The 22,493-nt window shown below is 33.7% G+C and carries 19 protein-coding genes; 11 read left to right on the top strand and 8 right to left on the bottom strand.

The annotated features are described in order from the left end of the window. Positions 1-150 precede the first annotated feature (150 nt). Complete coding sequence (locus JM658_RS02985) at positions 151-507, bottom strand: toxin-antitoxin system YwqK family antitoxin (RefSeq protein WP_236957739.1); 357 nt, start codon at positions 505-507, stop codon at positions 151-153. 348 nt (positions 508-855) lie between these two features. Between JM658_RS02985 and aspS the strand changes: the two genes are divergently transcribed. From aspS to JM658_RS02960, 5 genes are all read left to right on the top strand, one after another. Continuing rightward, on the top strand, positions 856-2,610 hold the full coding sequence (aspS, locus tag JM658_RS02980) for an aspartate--tRNA ligase (protein ID WP_236957738.1): 1,755 nt from the start codon (positions 856-858) through the stop codon (positions 2,608-2,610). Positions 2,611-2,741: 131 nt separating this feature from the next. Beyond that, entirely contained in the window at positions 2,742-4,535 is a 1,794-nt protein-coding gene (locus JM658_RS02975; protein WP_236957737.1) for a chloride channel protein, read from the top strand. A 115-nt stretch (positions 4,536-4,650) separates the two neighbouring features. After that, a complete protein-coding gene (locus JM658_RS02970) occupies positions 4,651-4,905 on the top strand; it encodes a hypothetical protein (RefSeq protein ID WP_236957736.1) in 255 nt (84 codons plus the stop codon). A gap of 84 nt (positions 4,906-4,989) precedes the next feature. Further along, entirely contained in the window at positions 4,990-5,184 is a 195-nt protein-coding gene (locus JM658_RS02965; RefSeq protein WP_008611726.1) for a cold-shock protein, read from the top strand. Positions 5,185-5,277: 93 nt separating this feature from the next. Further along, complete coding sequence (locus JM658_RS02960) at positions 5,278-5,436, top strand: hypothetical protein (RefSeq protein WP_236957735.1); 159 nt, start codon at positions 5,278-5,280, stop codon at positions 5,434-5,436. Between the two features lie 42 nt (positions 5,437-5,478). On the opposite strand, the gene JM658_RS02955 is transcribed toward JM658_RS02960, so the two are convergent. After that, entirely contained in the window at positions 5,479-5,928 is a 450-nt protein-coding gene (locus JM658_RS02955; RefSeq protein ID WP_236957734.1) for a nucleoside deaminase, read from the bottom strand. Positions 5,929-6,019: 91 nt separating this feature from the next. Here JM658_RS02955 and JM658_RS02950 point away from each other — a divergent pair, with 91 nt between their 5' ends. Then, the gene (locus JM658_RS02950) at positions 6,020-6,727 is read left to right on the top strand and encodes a PmeII family type II restriction endonuclease (RefSeq protein ID WP_236957733.1); all 708 of its coding nucleotides are present in this window, start codon (positions 6,020-6,022) and stop codon (positions 6,725-6,727) included. Here JM658_RS02950 and dcm read toward each other — a convergent pair. Next, on the bottom strand, positions 6,679-7,956 hold the full coding sequence (dcm, locus tag JM658_RS02945; protein ID WP_236957732.1) for a DNA (cytosine-5-)-methyltransferase: 1,278 nt from the start codon (positions 7,954-7,956) through the stop codon (positions 6,679-6,681). The two genes, JM658_RS02950 and dcm, sit on opposite strands and share 49 nt — an antisense overlap. Positions 7,957-8,103: 147 nt before the next feature. On the opposite strand from dcm, the gene dxs reads away from it, so the two are divergent. Both dxs and JM658_RS02935 read left to right on the top strand, forming a co-directional pair. Continuing rightward, positions 8,104-9,873: a 1-deoxy-D-xylulose-5-phosphate synthase gene (dxs, locus tag JM658_RS02940; RefSeq protein WP_236957731.1), complete on the top strand. Its 1,770-nt coding sequence runs from the start codon at positions 8,104-8,106 to the stop codon at positions 9,871-9,873. Between the two features lie 53 nt (positions 9,874-9,926). Continuing rightward, a complete protein-coding gene (locus tag JM658_RS02935; protein ID WP_236957730.1) occupies positions 9,927-10,952 on the top strand; it encodes a DUF3078 domain-containing protein in 1,026 nt (341 codons plus the stop codon). A gap of 98 nt (positions 10,953-11,050) precedes the next feature. Here JM658_RS02935 and JM658_RS02930 read toward each other — a convergent pair whose 3' ends face one another. Then, complete coding sequence (locus JM658_RS02930) at positions 11,051-12,391, bottom strand: deoxyguanosinetriphosphate triphosphohydrolase (protein WP_236957729.1); 1,341 nt, start codon at positions 12,389-12,391, stop codon at positions 11,051-11,053. Positions 12,392-12,795: 404 nt separating this feature from the next. Here JM658_RS02930 and JM658_RS02925 point away from each other — a divergent pair, with 404 nt between their 5' ends. Next, the gene (locus tag JM658_RS02925) at positions 12,796-13,998 is read left to right on the top strand and encodes a porin (protein ID WP_236957728.1); all 1,203 of its coding nucleotides are present in this window, start codon (positions 12,796-12,798) and stop codon (positions 13,996-13,998) included. A 134-nt stretch (positions 13,999-14,132) separates the two neighbouring features. Further along, a complete protein-coding gene (locus tag JM658_RS02920) occupies positions 14,133-16,412 on the top strand; it encodes an inorganic phosphate transporter (protein WP_236957727.1) in 2,280 nt (759 codons plus the stop codon). A 76-nt stretch (positions 16,413-16,488) separates the two neighbouring features. Here JM658_RS02920 and JM658_RS02915 read toward each other — a convergent pair whose 3' ends face one another. The 4 genes from JM658_RS02915 to JM658_RS02900 all read right to left on the bottom strand — a co-directional run bounded on the left by JM658_RS02915 (position 16,489) and on the right by JM658_RS02900 (position 21,735). Next, positions 16,489-17,115, bottom strand: a complete 627-nt coding sequence (locus JM658_RS02915) for an SDR family oxidoreductase (protein WP_236957726.1) — start codon at positions 17,113-17,115, stop codon at positions 16,489-16,491. A 145-nt stretch (positions 17,116-17,260) separates the two neighbouring features. Continuing rightward, positions 17,261-19,690: a ribonucleoside-diphosphate reductase subunit alpha gene (locus tag JM658_RS02910; protein ID WP_236957725.1), complete on the bottom strand. Its 2,430-nt coding sequence runs from the start codon at positions 19,688-19,690 to the stop codon at positions 17,261-17,263. Between the two features lie 115 nt (positions 19,691-19,805). After that, complete coding sequence (locus JM658_RS02905; protein ID WP_236957724.1) at positions 19,806-20,786, bottom strand: ribonucleotide-diphosphate reductase subunit beta; 981 nt, start codon at positions 20,784-20,786, stop codon at positions 19,806-19,808. A gap of 379 nt (positions 20,787-21,165) precedes the next feature. Next, positions 21,166-21,735: a DUF3109 family protein gene (locus JM658_RS02900; RefSeq protein WP_236957723.1), complete on the bottom strand. Its 570-nt coding sequence runs from the start codon at positions 21,733-21,735 to the stop codon at positions 21,166-21,168. Between the two features lie 123 nt (positions 21,736-21,858). Here JM658_RS02900 and JM658_RS02895 point away from each other — a divergent pair, with 123 nt between their 5' ends. Further along, the gene (locus tag JM658_RS02895; RefSeq protein ID WP_236957722.1) at positions 21,859-22,431 is read left to right on the top strand and encodes a MarC family protein; all 573 of its coding nucleotides are present in this window, start codon (positions 21,859-21,861) and stop codon (positions 22,429-22,431) included. Positions 22,432-22,493 lie beyond the last annotated feature (62 nt).

The following is a 22,493-nucleotide window of genomic DNA, read 5'->3' as shown; positions in this document are numbered from 1 at the left end:
ATTCTGTTTTATCTGTCGACAAAAGTACAAAATAGTATAGTTTTAAAAACCATAATCTAGAGTACTCTCATTATTTATGAATAAATATTCCTAAAAAACAAAAAAACCATGCTTTCGCATGGTTTTTCTAATCTTCTATTATTATGTTTTCTAGTTGTTAATCACTACAGGATTTGAACTATTCCAAGTGGTAACATTTGTAATCCTATTATCTTGATAATTTACTTCTTTTAAAGTGTTATCATTCCAAAAAAACCACTTACCAGTTTTCTCTCCTTTATTATATTCTGCCATAGCAGTTTTTCTTCCTTCTTCATTATAAGACTTCCATTCTCCATGTAGTTTCCCCTCTAAGTAATACCCCGTTTGAGAAACTGCTCCATTATCATGGAAATAAGTAGCTTTTACCATATCTCCTTCTTTTTCTAGCTTTGGTTTATTCTCAACGTTCTGAGCTACCATTACAAACGAAAAAAGCATTGCAAAAATTAATATCGACTTTTTCATGATTTTATATTTTTAGTTATTAAACATCTACTACTTTACATTATCATAACAAATATAACTAATTAATTTACATAAAAAAAACATTCACTTAACGTTAAATTAACATTAAGCTCATAACTAACTAATTATCAATTGATTGATTTTTACAAAAGATCATATTCGAGTAAAGATTTAACATTGGAAAGTAAAAATCCTTAGCATTATGTATTATTTAGCCCTTCAAATGACAATAAAAAGCTTAAAAAACAATAAAATATATTCAGAAAAAACATTAAATATTTACAGATGAAAAGTTTCTTTTACCTCTTCTAACTTATTACCTTTGCAGCTCATTAAATGTTAAAATTCATGTATAGAAGTCATACTTGTGGCGAGTTACGCAAAGAACATATAAACGAAGAAGTAACTCTTTCTGGTTGGGTACAAAAAGTTAGAGATAAAGGATTTATGGTCTGGATAGACCTTAGAGATCGTTATGGAATCATACAGTTAATATTTGATGAGGAGCGTACTCCAAAAGATGTTCTAGAAACTGCCCAACAAATGGGACGAGAATTTGTTATTCAGGTAAACGGAACTGTAATCGAAAGGGTATCTAAAAACCCAAATATCGATACTGGAGACATTGAGATATTAGTAAAAAACATCACTGTTTTAAACAAATCTAAAACCCCTCCTTTTACTATTGAAAATGAAACTGATGGAGGTGATGATTTAAGAATGAAATATCGTTACTTAGATATTCGTCGAAATCCAGTTAAAAACAGTCTTATTTTTAGACATAAAGTAGGAATCGAAGTTAGAAACTATCTTTCTAATCAAGATTTTATAGAAATAGAAACACCGTATCTTATTAAATCTACTCCAGAAGGAGCTAGAGACTTTGTTGTTCCTTCTAGAATGAATGAAGGTCAATTTTATGCACTTCCGCAGTCGCCACAAACTTTTAAGCAATTGCTTATGGTTGGTGGAATGGATAAGTATTTCCAGATTGTAAAATGCTTTAGAGATGAAGATTTACGTGCCGACAGACAGCCTGAATTTACACAAATAGATTGTGAAATGGCTTTTGTTGAACAAGAGGATATTTTAAATGTTTTCGAAGGACTTACCCGTCATCTTCTAAAAGAAATAAAAGGGATTGAAATTAAAGACTTCCCTAGAATGACTTATGATGAAGCAATGCGTAAGTATGGAAATGACAAACCAGATATTCGTTTCGGAATGGAGTTTGGTGAGTTAAATAACGTTGCTCAACATAAAGAATTTAAAGTATTTAATGACGCTGAACTTGTAGTAGGTATCGCAATTCCTGGCGGTGGCTCTTACACAAGAAAAGAAATTGACAAACTTATAGACTGGGTAAAACGCCCACAAGTAGGTGCTTTAGGAATGGTTTATGTAAAATGTAATGAAGATGGTTCTTATAAATCTTCTGTAGATAAGTTTTACGATCAAGAAGATCTAAAGGCATGGGCAGAGGCTACTGGAGCGAAACCTGGAGATCTTATTTGTGTACTTTCGGGGCAGGCTAACAAAACAAGAAGTCAGCTTAGCGCCCTAAGAATGGAAATGGCAGAACGTCTTGGATTAAGAAATCCAGAAGAATTTGCACCATTATGGGTATTAGACTTCCCTCTTTTAGAATGGGACGAAGAAAGTGAGAGATTCCATGCAATGCATCACCCATTTACTTCTCCTAAACCAGAAGACATTAAATTATTAGATACAGAACCTGGAAGCGTTAGAGCAAATGCATATGACTTAGTTCTTAACGGAAATGAAATAGGTGGAGGTTCCATAAGAATCTACGACAAAGACTTACAATCTTTAATGTTTAAACATTTAGGGTTTACAGAAGAAGAAGCAAAAGCACAATTTGGATTCTTAATGGACGCGTTTCAATACGGAGCGCCACCACACGGAGGACTTGCATTTGGATTTGATAGACTTGTTGCTATTTTAGGCGGACAAGAAACTATTCGTGATTATATCGCATTCCCAAAAAACAATTCTGGCCGCGATGTAATGATAGATGCTCCTGCAAAAATTGACAATGATCAATTAAAAGAACTTCATATTAAACTGAATATTCAAGAATAACAGAAAAATCCCTTAAAATTCTTATTTTAAGGGATTTATATTTAGCTATTAGATTATCTTTAGTATAAACGGAGGAACTAACCGAAAATCGACATCTTTAAAAAATGTCGCAAAATTAAATATTATGGGTGATGCCACAGTCTAAAAAAAACTTATTTACCCGCATATTAATATGGCGTGCTAAACATATTTCTGAGCAACAGTTTATTTACATCTTAAGTATTCTCGTCGGATTTACTTCTGGAGTTGGTGCAGTAGTTCTTAAAAATCTAACGCATTTTATACAACTTCTGTTAGAAGGGAAACTTATTCAACAATATCACCATGCCTTTTACTTTGTATATCCTCTTATAGGTTTGACACTTACATTTCTTATTATGAAATATGTAATAAGACATCGAGTAAGTCACGGAATCCCATCAACGCTTTTTGCTATTTCTAAGCGAAAAGGAATTATGAGAAGATTTCAAATGATAGGAAGTATTCTTACTGCACCATTTACAGTAGGTTTTGGAGGATCTGTTGGACTGGAAGGTCCTACCGTTGCTACAGGTGCAGCTATTAGTTCTAATATCGCTAGGCTTTTTCATATGAATCAAGCCAACAGAACTTTATTAATAGGTGCTGCAGCTGCAGGTGCAATGTCATCTATCTTTAAAGCCCCTATTGCTGCTATTATTTTTGCTATTGAAGTATTTAGCCTTGATCTAACTTTAGCTTCACTATTGCCTTTATTGCTAGCTTCGCTTTCTGGAGTAATCACCTCCTATTTTTTCTTTGGAAGTGATATTTTACTCCCTTTTAAACTTGAAGATAGCTTTGTTCTCAATGATGTTCCTTTCTTTATATTACTAGGAGTTGTTGCTGGTTTTACATCTATATATTTCACTAAAGTATATGCTAAAATCCACGATTTTTTCGAAAAGATAGATTCCCCCGTCAAGAGATTGATTATTGGTGGTGTCGCCATCGGAATAATTGTTTTCTTTATACCACCTCTTTATGGTGAGGGTTATGAAGTTATAAATCATTTGGTACAAGGAAACCCTAAAGCAGCGTTAGAAAGCAACTTTTTCAACATAGATCTAGACAATGTTTGGGTTGTTGTGGCTTTATTAACAGGACTCATACTATTCAAAATTGTAGCGAGTGCTATAACTTTTGGTGCAGGTGGAGTTGGAGGTATTTTTGCTCCTACCCTTTTTATGGGGAGTATTATGGGTAACTGCCTTGCTAAAATTTTAAACAACATCGGCTTTTTAAATAGTCCTATTTCAGAAAGCAACTTTACATTAGTAGGAATGACAGGGCTTATGGCTGGAGTTTTACACGCTCCCCTTACGGCAATTTTCCTAATTGCAGAACTCACAGGAGGCTATGAACTATTTGTACCCTTAATGATTACTGCCACCATATCTTTTGCCATCACCAAGTATTTTATCCCACATTCGGTATATACAATGGAGCTTGCTAGAAAAGGGGAACTTATTACGCACGATAAAGACCAAGCCGTTCTCACATTAATGGATATAAGAACAGTAATAGAAACTAATTTTGTTCCATTATATCCAGACATGAATTTAGGAGATATTGTTCACAATGCAGTAGTGAAATCTAATAGAAATATCTTCCCTGTACTAAATAGGGAGACGAATTATTTAGAAGGAGTTATTTTATTAGATGATATCCGTTCTATAATGTTCGATCAGAATCTATATGAAGAAATAACTGCTTCCGATGTAATGCAAAACCCTCCAGCAGTTATCAAGATGCAAACAGATAATATGACACGTGTTATGCAGAAATTCCAAGATAGCGGCGCATGGAATCTTCCAGTATTAAAAGATGGAAAATACTATGGCTTTGTATCAAAATCAAAATTACTAACTGCATACAGAAGAAAATTAATAACTTTCACCAAATAATTATATAAAAAGGTTTTTATTGCTGAAGGGAATACGTTTACAATTGCATGTTTAAACATCCCAAAAGTCATATTTCAAAACAATAATAAATTATAAAACATATTTTCTGAATCTTATGAAAAGAGTTGTACAGATATTATTTATTGCAATCCTAATCGCATTTATAGTAGGATATTATTATAAATGGCAAGACAATGACTTAATTGGAGACAGAATTATAGGAATTGGCGTCTTATCATTCTCATTTTTACTGATTCCTTTGTTTCTATTCTCGAGATCCAAGGATAAAAAGATAACAGATTACATGTTAACCAAGGATAATATTGATAAAATGAACGACAAAAAGCCCGAAAACACTGAAAATCAATAATTTTTAAAATAAAAGTGACATATTTTATTTGTCCTTACAATTTAATTGGTACATTTGGTACTTTAATTTTTATTACAATTTATAATGACTGGTACAGTAAAATTTTTCAATGAATCAAAAGGTTACGGATTCATTACCAACGACGAAACAGGTAAAGACATTTTTGTTCACGTAACTGAACTTAAAGGTGTTGAGCTAAACGAAGGTGACAAAGTAGAATACGAAGAAGAAGAAGGAAGAAAAGGTATGGTTGCTGCACACGTGCAAGTAATCGGCTAAAGATATTTTATTTTTGTAGAATTAGAGTCGTCCTAAAGGGCGACTTTTTTTGTTTTAGTGTTTTCTTATTCTTAAATTCATTAAAAATTGAATATGAAATCTACACTCTTTATCATAGGACTTCTTTGCACACTAGCTGGCTTAATAGCGCTATTTGTTTTTACGCTAAAAATAGTAGCTTATGTGTTGCTAGCCATCGGTTTTATAATAGGCCTTATCTATTTAACTTACAGATATAAAACTAAAGATTAGCTTTACAAGCTTTTCCCTTAAGGATTTATATAACAAATAGTATTAGTTAAGATTCCTCTTTTCGATAAAGAAACGCTTCATTAAGTTTGCTGCTTCTTGCTCCAGAATTCCAGAAACTACCTGTGTTTTAGGATGCAATTTTGTTTGCATAGCATTATATCCACGTTGTTCATCTGTAGCTCCATAAACAATCTTAGAAATCTGACTCCAATACAAAGCTCCTGCACACATTTGGCAAGGCTCCAGCGTAACATACAATGTACAACCTGACAAGTATTTCCCTCCTAGAAAATTTGAAGCCGCAGTAATTGCCTGCATTTCGGCATGCGCGGTAACATCGGTTAATGTTTCAGTTAAATTATGAGCACGTGCAATAATCCTGTTTTCTACAACCACAATTGCCCCTACAGGTATTTCCCCTTTTTCGTAAGCTATTTCTGCTTCTTGAAGGGCTTTTTTCATAAAATAAGAATCGTCAAAAGGATCTATCATAAAACAAAGATACGATTCGAAATGAAAATTATCCTTTAAAATTATCAAGGTACAATACTTTTATACCCATCACAATTAACTATATTTGATTATGGATGAAAAAGAAAGAATATTACTACTAGAGAAAGCTAAAGATTTCTTCAGAGATGAAATCGTAGATTCTCATATCAACGTAGCCTGCAAAAAAGCAGCAAAGCTTTCTAACTATAATGTAAACCCCTTTCTATTTAAATATTTAGCAAATTTTCTAAAAGGCAATGATGATTCTAAAAGTATAGCTTCTGCATTGGTATTACCAAGAGTACTAGGCTCTTCCATTAACACATCGTTTGGAATGAGAATCCAAAAATTAATTAGTGAACTTTTTGAAGGCTATGGTTCTACAACTCCTGGAATAGATATTGAATTCATCGATGCATTAGATGGAAGAAAGAAGTATTGCCAATTAAAATCAGGTCCAAATACTATTAATCATGATGACGTAGAAACTATTTTTGGGCACTTCCAAAGCACCATAAATCTTGCTAGAACTAATAATTTAAATATTGGGATTAACGATATGATAGTTGGTGTCATATATGGCCAAGATTCTGAATTGAGTTCACACTACAAAAGAATCAAAGAACGATACCCAGTAATTATTGGTAAAGACTTTTGGCGCCGACTTACTGGAAAAGAAGATTTTTATTTAGATTTAATAGATGCTGTTGGCGAAGTAGCTTTAGAGGTAGATGGAACAAATGTTTTAAATCAGACCATAGAAGCACTTGCATTAGAAATTTCTTCTAAGTTTTCATGACCCTCCTTATAATATTGATTTAAAAATTTAATAATAGAATATCCTATTTCCTCTCCTAGATTGCATGGCACTGCATTTCCTATCTGTTTATATTGTTGAGATACAGATCCCATAAATTTCCATTCATCTGGAAAAGTTTGAATACGAGCATATTCTCGAACTGTAAACGGTCTTGTCTCATCAGGGTGACAGCGTTCTGTTTGTTTTTGGGCAGGACTACAGGTTAAAGTCAACGAAGGCTCATCCCAGCCTATTCTTCTTGCCATTCCAGTTTTTCCACCTCCCAAATAGTAGCTCTTCCCCATGTACTCCTTTTGAATTTCTACAGGAAGGTCTCTCCAATAACCCTTTGGTGGAACTAAATCAAGAATTTCCTTTTTATGAATGGGATATTTTGCTCCTTCAGAAATTGGAACATCACAACTATACAAACTCCCTTTCTTTAGAGCATCCTTAAGTGTAAAAACACCACTATGAGGAGCTGGATACTCAAACTGCACATCGATATCCTTCCTTATTCCAACAAGAATCACTCGCTCCCTCTTTTGAGGTACTCTATAATGAACAGCCTTTAATACCTTAACAGGAACTACATTATACCCAATCTCATCTAAAATTGATATCATTCCTTGAATTGTCTTTCCCTTTTCATGGCTAAGTAGTCCTTTTACATTTTCACCTACACATATTAAAGGGTTTACCTCTTTAACAACTCTTGCAAACTCATAAAAAAGAGTTCCTCTTGCATCATTTAATCCCAATTTTTTCCCTGCATAACTAAAAGCTTGACAAGGAAATCCTCCCGTAACAATATCAACTTCATTACTATACTCTGAAAAATCAAAATTTCTAACATCTCCTTCTAAAACATTCCATTTAGGACGATTTTCTCTCAATGTCTGACAAGCCCATTTATCAATTTCATTTAATGCAACACAACTTATTCCAGCCTTTTCTAGCCCTACCGCTAATCCTCCAGCACCTGCAAATAACTCTAAGACCTTATAGTCTCTAGAAGGCTCTTCATAATTAAGGTCTTCATTATTAGAATTTGGAAACATAGGCTCAATTAATGCATTTATATCGTCCATTCTATAAACTCTATATTCACTAATTGGCTCCCTAAAAGCGTTTAATTTGCCACATCTATCCCACCTCCTTAAAGTCTCTTTACTTTTTCCTAGAATTTCCGCCGCCTCTGAAAGAGAATAATAATCTTTAATAACCATATTACACAACCTTATACAATGGTTACAAATATAGGATAATATTTAAATATAAAACTCATAAAAAGACAAAAGTATTTAGGAAATAAAAAGCCAAGATGTACCAATAAATAATGTACAATAACGACACATAGTTTGTACTTTTGCACTATGGATTATGCATTTTTAGATACGATAACACTCCCTGAAGATCTTCGGAAATTAAAAAAAGAAGACCTTCCTACCGTTGCTAAGGAGCTGCGAGATTATATTATAGATATTGTCTCTACAAAAGAAGGTCATTTGGGAGCCAGTTTAGGCGTTGTAGAACTAACTATTGCTATCCATTACATTTTCAACACTCCGACAGACCAATTGGTTTGGGATGTTGGACATCAAGCTTATGGACATAAGATATTAACAGGAAGAAAATCGGTTTTCCATACCAATCGTCAACTAAATGGAATTAGTGGTTTCCCAAAGAGAGAAGAAAGTATTTATGACACTTTTGGTGTTGGACATAGCTCTACTTCTATTTCTGCAGCCCTAGGGATGGCGATCGCTTCTAATCTAAAAGGAGAAAAAGAAAAACAACATATAGCAGTTATCGGAGACGCCTCCATAGCAAGCGGGATGGCTTTTGAAGCACTTAATCATGCTGGTGTGAGTGACGCTAACTTACTGATTATTCTAAATGACAATGCTATTGGAATCGACCCTAGTGTAGGTGCTCTAAAAGAATATCTTACCAATGTAAAGACAGACAGACAGCTTGCTAAAACTAACATAATAAAAGCGCTTAATTTCGATTATCGAGGTCCGATAGACGGTCATAATATACCTCGTTTATTAAAAGAGCTGGAACGCTTAAAAAACATGAGTGGACCGAAGTTTTTACATGTAATTACTACCAAAGGAAAAGGATTAAAGCAGGCTGAAGAAGATCAAGTAAAATACCATGCTCCAGGGAAGTTTGATAAGAATACTGGAGAACTCATCATAAAACCTAACAAAATTACACCTCCAAAATACCAAGACGTATTTGGAGCCACAATAATAGAATTAGCAGAAAAAAACGATAAAATTGTTGGTATCACTCCAGCTATGCCAACTGGAAGCTCCTTAAAATATATGATGGAAAAGTTCCCAGATCGTGCTTTTGATGTTGGTATTGCAGAGCAGCATGCTGTTACTCTTGCCGCAGGAATGGCCACACAAGGCATGATTCCTTTTTGCAATATCTATTCTACTTTTATACAGCGAGCTTACGATCAAGTGGTTCACGATGTAGCCATCCAAAAGCTTCCTGTAATATTTTGTCTGGATCGAGCCGGACTAGTGGGAGAAGATGGTGCTACGCATCATGGAGTATTTGATATTGCTTTTTTAAGATGTATTCCTAACCTTATAATTTTTGCTCCTAGAAATGAAATCGAACTCCGAAATATAATGTACACCGCACAACTAGGATTAAATCTTCCTATTGCAATTCGATATCCGCGAGGAAGAGGTGTAACTATTGATTGGAGGCAGCCTTTTACCGAAATTGAAATAGGAAAAGCGCTGTTACTAAAAAAAGGAAGTGAAATTGCTGTTATAAGTATTGGCAATATGGCTCAAAATGTTTCTGAAGCAATAGACAGCTTGGATACAGATAAAATTTCTCATTACGACTTAAGATTTGTAGCTCCTTTAGATGAAGAAATACTACACGATATATTTTCAAAATACGCAACTATCTTCACTGTAGAAGATGGCGTTATAGATGGAGGAATGGGGAGCGCTATATCAGAATTTGCAATTAAGCATCAATATTCCAACAGAATAGTAATTTTAGGTGTTCCTAAACAATTTATAGAACAGGGAAGCGTTGAAGAATTACAGGAAATTATAGGTATCAATTCAAAAAATATAGCCCAAAAGCTTAATAAATTTTTATAAGATATCTTTTTTCACCATTTTTGTTAATCCTAACTAATACTCTGACCTTAACAATGAGAATTTCTCTTACTATCTTCTTTTTCATGTTCTTAGCGTTAGCGCAAGCTCAAGATGATGATCAGCAAGTGTACACTAATGAGAAAACAAAAGAAGTTTTTATTATCTCTGGAAGAGACACCATCAACCTCACAAAAATCATTAAAGAATATAAACCTTTACCTCCTCGTTGGTCACGTGTCAATAAGGTTGGAATGAACATTAGTGAGATTGCTTTTGTAAACTGGAATGCTGGGGGAAATAACTCTATTAGCGGATTAGGAAATGCCAAGTTTGAAAGAAACTATAAGCACAAAAAAGTACAGTGGAATAACGAAATGATAATGCGTTATGGTCTTAACGTACAAGAAGGTCAAAAAATTAGAAAAACGGAGGATGCATTTGCTATAAATTCTACTTTAGGTTTTAAAATGGAAGACCTATCTAATTGGTATTTCTCTGCTAAAGCCAATTTCAATACTCAGTTTACAAATGGTTACAAATATCCGGATACAGACACCCCTATTTCAGGTTTTATGGCTCCAGGGTATTTCTTATTTGGTTTTGGTAGCGAATACTCTCCAGAAGACAAAGATTTTGAATTATACGTTTCTCCTATCACTCAAAAATCTACGTTTGTTTTAGATCAAGATTTGGCAGATCAAGGTGCTTTCGGTGTAGATAAAGCTGTTTACGATGCAAATGGAGTGAAAATTAGAGACGGTAAACAAGTAGTAACAGAACTCGGTTTTTTAATCACAAATTCATATCAAACGAAGATCTATAAAAACATGTTTCTTTCTAATAGACTAACGTTGTATACCGATTATCTAAACAGTTTTGGAAATGTGGATATTAACTGGTTATTAGATGTAGAACTTAAGGTAAATGACTATGTGGTTGCAAATATTGGAACCCAAGTTATTTATGATAACGATGTTAAGTTTGAAGAATATGAAGCGCCTTCCGGAGAGAAAATAACATATGGTCCTAGAATTCAGTTTAAGCAAGCTTTAGGAGTGGGTGTTATTTACAATTTTTAATTCCCTTGCACTATTCAGAAAATCTATTTTAAAACCTAAAAAAGGCTCCAATTTAAAAATGGAACCTTTTTACAATATCGCTTCAGTAGTTTATTACGCTATACTAAACTCCCGTTTATTTTATTGAATATCATCAATGCGTTTCCATCGGTAAGACCTGCCACAAACTGCGCTACAGATAATAATGAAAGGTAACCTCCAGACATTACTTTATACTTTTCTGGAAGAATATTTAAAATTAATTTATCATAATTTGTAGCAGTTCCATCACTAGTTCTCATTACAGCTCCGCAGAAAACATCTAAAAGTTGATTAATTATCTTATAACCTACTATTTCCTTCTGAATAACTTCATTACTACGATAAATATTCTGGATACTTAAGCTAATAATATCTTCAATCTGCGCTTTGTACTTTGATTTTTCAAGCAATGACACATGAAAACCCCCATTCAAAATAGCCTCTTCGTTTTCAATAAAAATCCGTGCTGCATCTGCTATTAATGTACTTATTGATAGCGCTCGTAAATAACCCAATCGATCTTCTTTGGTTGTTAAAGAATGGTATTTATCAGTATTAATAGAATCTTTTACTAATTTGATAAGATACTCCAAGGCATATTCCTCTTGAATCAAACCAAGATTAATTCCGTCTTCAAAATCTATAATAGTATAACAAATATCATCTGCAGCTTCAACTAAAAAAGTCAATGGATGACGCGCGTAAGAAAAATCTTCACCTCTTGTCGTTTCAATCAAGCCTAACTCCTTAGCTACATCATCAAAAACTTCTTTTTCAGATTGAAAAAAACCAAACTTCTTATCTGCAATTTTACTTGTAGGCTTTTTGGGAAGCGATTGCTTTGGGTACTTCATAAAAGCTCCAAGAGTAGCGTAGCTTAATCGTAAACCACCAATAATACCTTCTCGGCTTTCAGTCAAAATTTTAAATCCATTTGCATTCCCTTCGAAATCTATTAAGTCTTGGTATTCTTTATCCGTTAATTGAGGTTTATAATTTAATCCATTTCCATTTTTAAAGTACTCTCCTATTGCTTTCTCTCCACTATGTCCAAAAGGAGGATTTCCAATATCATGAGACAACGCAGCAGCAGCAACAATGGCACCAAAATCATTAAATTTGTAACCATGAACTTCAGATAAATAAGGATGTTTCTCTAAAATAGCTTTCCCCACGGTTCTTCCCAAACTCCTTCCAACAACAGAAACTTCTAAGCTGTGAGTTAATCGTGTATGTACAAAATCGGTTTTTGATAAAGGGATTACTTGAGTTTTATCTTGTAGGCTTCTAAAGGCAGAAGAAAATATAATTCGGTCATAATCAACTTCAAACCCTAATCGAGTTTCGTTTTCCTCTTTACGAAGTCTTTTGTGTGTATCATTTGCTCTTTTAAGCGACAATAATTCTTCCCAATTCATACTATAAATTTAGGATTGCAAGATACATTACAGATTCCTTAAAAAGGAACATTGTGTAAATTTATAATAGCACATTATGTAAATTACTTGTTGCAACTAAGCTGCAATAAAGACATTAGTAAAAATAGAATGCAACCATATCAATGTTTAACTTCAAAAGAAAAATTAATACTAACTTAATTATTTGTTTACATATAATTGAAGTTAAAACTAGATTTTTGCTGCTTCATTTAATTATATGATATTTCATTAACACTTAGTTTTTGTCGACTTCGTTATAGAAATATGAGGGCTGCCTTTTGGCAGCCTTTTTTTTCGTATATTATTCTTAATTAAATAATATACAGGAAACAATTTCTTAACATTACAATCTGTTCTTTGCAGCGACAAAAACTAAGAAATAAATGAAGTATTTATTAACAGTATTTATGCTGTTTAGCTTCTTCTGCATGCGTATAAATGCTCAAGAAGTTAAGGCGCCTCGTTTTGGCAAGGGAATTTTAAATATTGTCGGAAAAGACAGCACTTGGAGTATGAAGTTTGGTACCAGAATGCAATTACTTGGAAGTGCAACATGGAGTGAAGAAGATGGTAATATAGGCGATGCTAACACCAACTTCTTAATCCGTAGAGCACGTTTAAAATTCGATGGTTTTATTCTCGATGAAAAGTTGACTTATAAAATAGAAATTGGATTATCCAACAGAGATATTTCTGGAGCTTCAAAATATACAAACAACACCCCAAGATATATTTATGATGCATTAGTGAAATGGAATTTTTACAAAAATTTCAGCTTATGGGTAGGACAAACCAAATTACCTGGAAATGTGGAGCGTGTAACTTCTTCAGGAAATTTACAATTTGTAGATCGTTCTTTACTAAATGCTGAATTTAACATCGACAGAGATATAGGAGCACAAATAAGACATCATTTCAATATCACCCCAAAATTTTTAATCAGAGATATATTTGCTTTTTCTCAAGGAGAAGGAAGAAATGTAACCGTAGGAAACAAAGGAGGATACCAATACACGGGAAGAATAGAATTGCTTCCATTTGGAGCTTTTAAAGGAAACAATGAATATCAAGGAAGCGCATTAAATCGTGAAGAAGTACCCAAACTAATGATTGCAGCCTCGTACGATTTTAATGATGATGCCATAAAAACGAGGAGCAATATGGGGAGCTTTATGGAAAATGATATAGGAGAATACCAAACGGATATTTCCACCCTATTTATAGATGCCGTGTTTAAATATAAAGGCTTTTCTTTTCTAGGAGAATATGCAGATCGAAATGCTGACGATCCCATAGCTAAAAATTCTGACGGAACTGCAACTGAAGACATTGTACAGGTTGGGAATGCTGTAAACTTACAAGCTGGTTATCTATTTAAAAATAATTGGGAAGTAAGTACTCGTTACACAAACATAGATTTGGACAGATCTTTAACATTAAAAAGCACACAAAACCAATACACATTAGGAGTTTCAAAATATATTGTAGGTCATAAATTAAAAGTTCAAACAGATTTTAGCTATTTGTCAGTATACGAAAACACAAATCAATTAATGGCAAGGTTGCAGTTAGAAGTACATTTTTAAAAAAACACCAAAAAAGGTAAAAAGATATAGTAATAACCCGAATAAAATATTGATTTTTGAAGCTTGAAAAGCTTTACGGGCAAAAAACTGAATAGTAAGTAGTTATATAAAACAGAATAATTATATTTGATATTATGGATAATATTTATTTGTTAATGATTGTAGCTTTAGCGATTCTAGCTATCGCCGATCTAATTGTCGGAGTTAGTAACGACGCCGTTAACTTTCTTAACTCCGCGATAGGTTCTAAGGCAATATCCTTTAAATCTATCATGATTATTGCCAGCTTAGGTATCTTTATCGGAGCTGTTTTTTCTAGTGGAATGATGGAGGTTGCCCGAAAAGGAATTTTCATCCCCAAGGAATTTATGTTTAATGAGATCATGATCATTTTCATGGCTGTTATGATAACAGATATTCTTCTGTTAGACTTCTTCAACACCCTAGGAATGCCAACCTCAACAACTGTTTCCATAGTTTTCGAATTATTAGGAGCCGCTGTAGCTGTTGCACTTATAAAAATTGGAGCGTCAGACAGCGAAACAGTAGCCGATCTTTCTAAATACATCAATTCTGACCAAGCACTGGTCATTATCTCTGGAATTTTACTTTCCGTAGTAATTGCTTTTACCGTAGGAGCCATCGTACAATTTATATCGAGACTTATATTTTCTTTTCATTATGAGAAAAGAATGAAAAATTTCGGAGCTTTATTTGGAGGTTTTGCTCTTACAGGAATTACCTATTTCATTTTCATGAAAGGTCTTAAAGGAACTCCTTATTACGATAACATAAAAGGTGTTACAGAGGGAAATGAATTATTAGTACTAATTGGAAGCTTTATATTTTGGTCTTTATTTTCTTTCTTATACATGCGTGTTTTTAAGAAGAATATTTTAGTTCTTGTTATTGTGATGGGAACTTTCGGATTAGCATTAGCTTTCTCTGGAAATGACCTTGTAAACTTCATTGGAGTTCCAATGGCGGCTTACCACTCATACGAAGCATGGGCTGGATCTGGAGTTGCTCCCGATCAATTTGCAATGGGATCGCTAGCTGAAAAAGTACCTACAGAGCCTCTATTACTTTTTATAGCAGGTGGCGTTATGGTATTAACATTATGGTTCTCTAAAAAGGCTAGATCTGTTGCTGAAACAGAAATAGGACTATCAAGACAAGATGAAGGGAAAGAGAAGTTTCAGCCTAACTTATTATCAAGATGGATTGTTAGAGCTTCTACAAAAGCTAGCCAAGGAATAAACTTAGTTTTACCTAAAGAAACACAGAGAAAAATAAACGCACAGTTTGAAAAACCTGTAATTTCTGCAGATAAGAAAAACGACCCAGATTTACCTGCTTTCGATCTTATTAGAGCAGCTGTAAACTTGATGATTGCTGGAATTCTAATTTCTGTAGCAACTTCAATGAAACTACCATTATCTACAACATATGTAACCTTTATGGTGGCAATGGGTACTTCTTTAGCAGATAGAGCTTGGGGAAGAGACAGTGCTGTATATCGTGTTGCAGGGGTATTTAATGTTATTGGAGGTTGGTTCTTTACTGCATTTTCTGCATTTATTGCAGCAGCAGTAATGGCATACCTAATCTATATTGGAGGGCCAGCAGCAATCGCTATTCTGTTATTCTTTGCTATTGTTTTATTAGTTAGAAACTACTTAAACTACAAAAAGAAATCTAGTGGAATAAAAGAAGAAGACAGTCTTAACAGAGCAGAAAGTAGCTCTATTCAAGGTGTTATCGAAGAAAGTGCAGATAATATAGCTGCTGTTGCAAACAGAGCTTCAAAAATTTATACTGACGCTATTACTGGACTTTCTAAAGAAGACTTAAAACAACTTAAGAAGTCTAAGAAAGGTAATGATAAACTGACTTCAGAGATTGATGAACTTCAAGAAAGTGTATTCTATTTTATAAAGAATTTAGATGAATCTAGTGTTGGAGCTAGCCATTTCTATATAAATGTGTTAGGATATCTTCAAGATATGGCTCAATCATTAGAATATATTGGTAAATCATCATACAAACACGTTAATAACAATCATAAGAAACTAAAATTCAATCAAACGCGAGAATTATTAGAACTTCAGAATGATATTCAATCATTATTCAAGAATATTAAGAAGAGTTTTGATGCGCGTGCTTTTGAAGATATAAGTACAATTATTAAAGAGAAGCAAGGACTTTTAGAAAGTGTAAGTAAGAAGATTGAAAAACAGATTTCAAGAACTCGTACTGAAGAATCAAGTCCGAAAAACACATCTCTTTACTTTAGCTTATTAACTGAAACAAAAGATCTTGTGGTAGCTACTATGAATCTTTTAGAAATGTACAACGATCAATATGATAGCTCTGTACCAAAAGCAGAGATTACTGTTGATGAAGATAAATAATAAATATTATCAATAAATAAAGAGGGACATTGTGTATCGCAATGTCCCTCTTTTGTTTATATCTTACAATAGAAAGCTACACTTTATCAATGGCTTCTGCTATTAAAGTATCACCTTCTAAGATTTCAAAGACTGCATTGTTCGCAGCGTCATCATGTAATACCCTAACTAAAGTTTGTGCAACATCTTCCCTACTGATATCACCTCTTTTATTTAATTTTTCCTTTAGCTGAATCATTCCAACACCAGCATCATTTTTTAAAGCTCCAGGACGAACAATTGTAAATTGCAATCCACTCTCTTTTAAATGAAGATCTGCCTTTTGTTTAGCTATCAAATAATCTTTTAATTGATCTACAGATTCAGGATTATCTGCTCCCATAGAACTTAACATTACAAACTTTTTGATATTTGCTACTTTAGAAACATCTATCAATCGTTTTGCTCCTTCTTGATCAACCTCTACAACCTTTTTACCTCCCGAACCAGCGGCAAAAATAACTTTATCAACATCTTTTACGGTATGCGAAAGATCTTCTTCCAAATCGCCTAAAATGGTTTTTATATTCTTACTCTCAAATTGCGATTGCTGATCTTTACTACGAACCATTGCAATGGGCGTGAAATATTGAGATTTATCTAAAAGATTTACTATTATTTTTCCTGTGGTACCGTTGGCACCTGCTACTAATACATTTTCCATAGCTATAAGATAGGCTATTTCATAAGCACAGACAAAATATTAAGATGGATTAACGTAAGTTTTACATTGCTTGTTAGAGTAATGCAAAAAGGGAAGCTGCAAAAAACAACTTCCCTTTTATATAGTGTCAAAAATATTTATTTGATTAAGATCCGCACATTAAGCAATCGTCATCTTCACCATCTCTAGATTTAGCTAGCATCTCTTTTAACTCTTGTGGAGACAACGGCTCTACAGCAACTGGTGTTGAAGCAACAGCTTTAGCACCTACTTTAGCAGCTTCGGCAGGAACAACAGCAGACTTTTTCGTGTTATCTACTGTGAATTTAATGGCATCTACAGCAGACTTGGTTCTTAAATAATACATTCCTGTTTTAAGTCCACTTTTCCAAGCGTAGAAATGCATCGAAGTAAGTTTGGCGTAGTTTGCACCTTCCATAAATAAATTAAGCGATTGCGACTGATCGATAAAATACCCTCTGTGGCGAGACATATCGATAATATCTTTCATACTTAACTCCCAAACAGTTTTATAAAGCTCTCTAATATCTTCAGGAATTGTTTCTATATGCTGAATAGAACCATTCGCTCTCATAAGCTCTTGCTTCAACTCTTCTGTCCACAGACCTAAATCTACCAAGTCTTCTAATAAATGTTTATTAACTACAATAAATTCACCAGAAAGAACTCTTCGTGTATAAATATTAGAAGTGTACGGTTCAAAACACTCATTATTTCCAAGAATCTGAGAAGTTGAAGCTGTAGGCATTGGCGCCACTAAAAGTGAGTTTCTAACTCCATTCTTAAGTACTTCTTTTCTAAGTTTTCCCCAGTCCCAATTTCCAGAAAGTTCGTCATCATTAATTCCCCATAAATTGTGTTGGAAATCTCCTTTAGAAATTGGTGAACCTTCATATGTTTGGTAAGGTCCTTCTTCTTTTGCCATTTCCATAGAAGCAGTTACAGCAGCGAAATAAAGTGTTTCAAAAATATCTTGATTTAACTTTTTAGCTTCATCAGAAGTAAAAGGCATACGCAGTTTTATAAAAGTATCTGCCAATCCTTGCACTCCTAATCCAATTGGTCTGTGACGGAAATTTGAATTCTCAGCTTCTTTAACTGGATAGTAATTTCTATCAATTACACGGTTTAAGTTTCTTGTTACTCTTTTTGTTACCTTAAAAAGCTCCTTATGGTCAAATTCATGTCCTTTTACAAACATTGGCAATGCAATAGACGCAAGGTTACAAACCGCAACCTCATCTGGAGAAGTATACTCCATAATTTCCGTACAAAGATTTGAAGAACGAATCGTCCCTAAATTCATTTGATTGGATTTTCTATTGGCAGCATCTTTATATAACATATATGGCGTTCCCGTTTCAATTTGAGACTCCAATACCTTCTCCCAAAGTTCACGCGCCTTGATTGTTTTTCTTCCCTTTCCTTCTTGTTCGTATTTTGTATATAAAGCTTCAAATTCTTCACTATGAACATCACAAAGACCTGGACATTCATTAGGACACATAAGCGTCCATTCTCCATTTTCTTCTACACGCTTCATGAATAAATCTGGCATCCACATTGCATAGAAAAGGTCTCGCGCTCTCATTTCTTCTTTCCCATGATTCTTCTTAAGATCTAAGAAATCAAAAATATCAGCATGCCAAGGTTCTATATAAATAGCAAACGATCCTTTACGTTTACCTCCTCCTTGATCCACATAGCGAGCTGTGTCATTAAAAACTTTCAACATAGGAACAATTCCATTCGAAGTTCCATTGGTTCCAGCAATATAACTTCCTGTAGCGCGGATATTATGAATAGATAGACCAATACCACCTGCAGATTGTGATATTTTCGCTGTTTGCTTTAATGTATCGTAGATTCCATCAATACTATCTTCTTTCGTTGTGATTAAAAAACAAGAAGACATTTGTGGTTTTGGCGTTCCTGAGTTAAATAATGTAGGGGTAGCGTGTGTAAAATATTTTTTCGACATCAACTCATACGTCTCTAAAACACTGTCTAAATCATCCAAATGGATTCCTACAGAAACACGCATTAGCATATGTTGCGGGCGCTCAGCAATCTTTCCATTTAATTTCAATAGATAAGAGCGCTCCAATGTTTTAAATCCGAAGTAATCATATCCAAAATCACGATTATAGATAATCAAAGAATCTAGCTTATCAGCATTTTTTTTGATTACATCATAAACTTCATCAGAAAGTAAAGGTGCTTTTTTCCCTGTACGTGGATTTACATACTCATAAAGATCGGTCATCGTTTCTGAAAACGATTTCTTAGTATTTTTATGAAGATTCGATACAGATATTCTAGCTGCCAAACGCGCATAATCTGGATGCGTTGTTGTCATTGTAGCGGCAATTTCTGCTGCTAAATTATCTAATTCTGAAGTTGTAACTCCGTCGTAAAGTCCTTCGATAACGCGCATCGCGACTTTTACTGGATCTACTAACTCGTTTAGCCCATAGCAAAGTTTACGAACTCTTGCCGTAATCTTGTCGAACATAATAGGCTCACTTCTACCGTCTCTTTTAAGTACATACATACGCTACAATATTTAAAAATTAAAGGATAGTTATTCCTACTCAAGCCTCTACAAACTTGAGCTATATTAAAATAATTTATGAATTTTGGAGTTCCCTCCTAATTATATTTTCTCTTTAGAAATCTGCGTCGAAGCTTATTTTCTGATCTTCATCATCTTTACTAAGTACACCCGCTTTTTGATATTCTGAAACACGCTTCTCAAAGAAATTTGTTTTTCCTTGTAGGGAAATCATGTCCATGAAATCAAATGGATTTGTAGAATTATAAATTTTCTCACATTCCAGTTCCACTAAAAGTCTATCGGTAACAAACTCAAGATACTGGGTCATTAAAGTAGCATTCATTCCAATTAAACTCGCAGGAAGCGACTCGGTAATAAACTCTCTTTCGATATCTAATGCATCTACAATAATCTCCTTGATACGCTCTTTGCTTACTTTATTTTTTAAGTGTGTATTATGTAGGTGTACTGCAAAATCACAGTGCATCCCTTCATCACGAGAGATTAACTCATTAGAAAATGTTAATCCTGGCATTAGCCCACGTTTTTTCAACCAAAAGATAGAACAAAATGCTCCAGAAAAGAAAATCCCTTCTACCGCAGCAAAAGCAATTAATCGCTCTGCAAAACTTGGAGATTCAATCCATTTTAAAGCCCAATCTGCTTTCTTTTTAATAGCTGGAAAATTCTCTATCGCTTTAAAAAGTTGATTCTTTTCTTTTTCATTCTTAACATATGTATCTATTAATAACGAATAGGTTTCTGAATGAATATTCTCCATCATTATTTGAAAACCATAAAAGAATTTAGCTTCAGAATACTGCACTTCATTTACAAAGTTCTCAGCTAAATTTTCATTTACAATTCCATCTGATGCAGCAAAAAATGCTAAAATGTGTTTTATAAAATAACGCTCGTCATCATTAAGTTTATCTTTCCAGTCTGATAAATCCTGATGTAAATCAATTTCTTCTGCAGTCCAAAAACAAGCCTCTTGCTTTTTATACCATTCCCAAATATCATGGTGCTGAATTGGAAAAATAACAAATCGGTCTTTATTTTCTTGTAAGATTGGTTCTACTTCTGCTGACATTTATTCTGATTTTTAGCGTTTTGAAATTTGAATTTTCTTGTGGCCGGGGACTAACAAAGATTGAAAAATGTCGGCTAAATTGAAAGGTTATTAACATACATAATTTTAAAAGTTTTTAACAAGAACTGTTGAAATGTATCTTAAGTACTGATAAACAGCGGACTGTTAAGCCATTGTTAATCAAAATGTTGAAAAGTAAGATATTCCATATAAAATAACGCTGAGAACTCATGTAATATCACGATAAAGAGCCATAAATAAGGTTGAAATTCATTTCAAAAAACAAAAACAACGCTAGCGGTTCAAAACAAAAAAAGTCTATGCAGTTGTAACTGCATAGACTTTTATAAAATAAATTTTATCTTTTTAGGACTACAAATTAATATCCTAGATCTTTAGCTACTACTTCTAATTCTTTATACCAATCTTCGCCAAATTTTTCTATAAGTGCGTTTTTTACAAATTTATAGACAGGCACCTGAAGTTCCTTTCCTAACGAACATGCATCATCACAAATATGCCATTTATGATAATTTACAGCTGCAAATTCTTGGTATTGCTTTATTCTAACTGGATATAAGTAACAAGAAACTGGCTTTTTCCAAGACACTTCTCCCGCGTTATAAGCCTGCTCGATTCCACAAAGAGCGGTTCCATTATCTGCAAAAGTAACATACGCACATTCACTCCCGTTAACAAGTGGAGTTTCCCACTCACCATCTTCTCCTTTTACATACGTACCATTTTTCTCTATAGAAGCAATTCCCTCTTTTCGTAAAAATGGCTTTACTTTAGGATATATTTCTTCCAAAACACTAATTTCCTCATCTTCTACTGGAGCACCAGCCTCTCCATCTACACAACAAGCCCCTTTACAAGCCGACAGGTTGCATACAAAATCGTTCTCCAAAATCTCTTCGGATACTATGGTTTTTCCTATTTGAAACATGCTGCAAATATACCAATTTTGGCAAGCAGAAACTGTAAAAAAAATCTCTATTTTTTATTCGATTTAGGAGCTATAAATCAATAAGTTATTTATAGCTTTGCACGCTTTTTAAAATTTTTAGTTATGAATTTTGATCTTAAGGAAATATTTACAGCAGGAATGATTCTATTTGCAGTTATAGATATCGTTGGAAACGTACCTATTATTGTAGATTTAAGGAATAAAGTAGGCCATATTCAGTCTGAAAAGGCTTCAATTGTTGCCGCTATAATTATGATTGCCTTCTTATTTATTGGAGAAGAAATTCTAAACCTTATTGGTATAGATGTAAACTCATTTGCTGTAGCCGGTGCATTTATTTTATTTTTTCTAGCTATAGAAATGATATTAGGAATCACGTTGTATAAAGATGACGCTCCAGAAACGGCTTCAATCGTTCCGTTAGCCTTCCCATTAATTGCAGGTGCCGGAACAATGACAACGTTACTTTCTATACGTGCAGAATTCCACGTAGAAAACATAATTGTTGCCATTATTGTAAATATTTGCATAGTTTATCTAGTGTTAAAATCATCAAGTAAAATCGGAAAGGTGCTAGGTAAATCTGGATTAGCTGTTATTCGTAAAATTTTTGGTGTAATTTTGTTAGCAATTTCAGTAAAGTTATTTGCAAGTAACGTTACTGGATTATTTTAAACAAAAGAAGCCTTTCTGAGAATATCAGAAAATAAAAAAACGTCGAAAGACAAAAAAGTAAT

It is taken from the genome of Joostella atrarenae, from assembly GCF_021764745.1.
Lineage (GTDB): Bacteria > Bacteroidota > Bacteroidia > Flavobacteriales > Flavobacteriaceae > Galbibacter > Galbibacter atrarenae.
This window is presented reverse-complemented; position numbering and strand designations above follow the sequence as displayed.